Origin of the sequence: Corallococcus terminator (genome assembly GCF_003611635.1) — a bacterium.
GTDB classification, from domain to species: Bacteria; Myxococcota; Myxococcia; order Myxococcales; family Myxococcaceae; genus Corallococcus; species Corallococcus terminator.
Genome location: NZ_RAVZ01000860.1, coordinates 1 through 298 on the forward strand (window position 1 = coordinate 1; position 298 = coordinate 298).

1 protein-coding gene is annotated in these 298 nt (G+C 65.1%); it reads left to right on the plus strand.

The window, feature by feature from the left end; genetic code table 11:
- The coding region (locus tag D7V88_RS42490; RefSeq protein ID WP_147449200.1) for an FG-GAP repeat domain-containing protein at nt 1–298 on the plus strand (298 nt) is incomplete at both ends.

The following is a 298-nucleotide window of genomic DNA, read 5'->3' on the forward strand; positions in this document are numbered from 1 at the left end:
ACTGGCAGACCATCCAGTTCGCCGACCTCAACGGTGATGGGAGGGCGGACGTCTGCGGGCGCGGCTCCTCTGGATTGGCGTGCGCTCTCTCCAATGGCGCCTCCTTCGGCCCGACTTCCACCTGGAGCACAGCCTACAGCGACATCAACGGATGGTACGCCAATGCCTCAAACTGGCAGACCATCCAGTTCGCCGACCTCAACGGTGATGGGAGGGCGGACGTCTGCGGGCGCGGCTCCTCTGGATTGGCGTGCGCTCTCTCCAATGGCGCCTCCTTCGGCCCGACTTCCACCTGGAG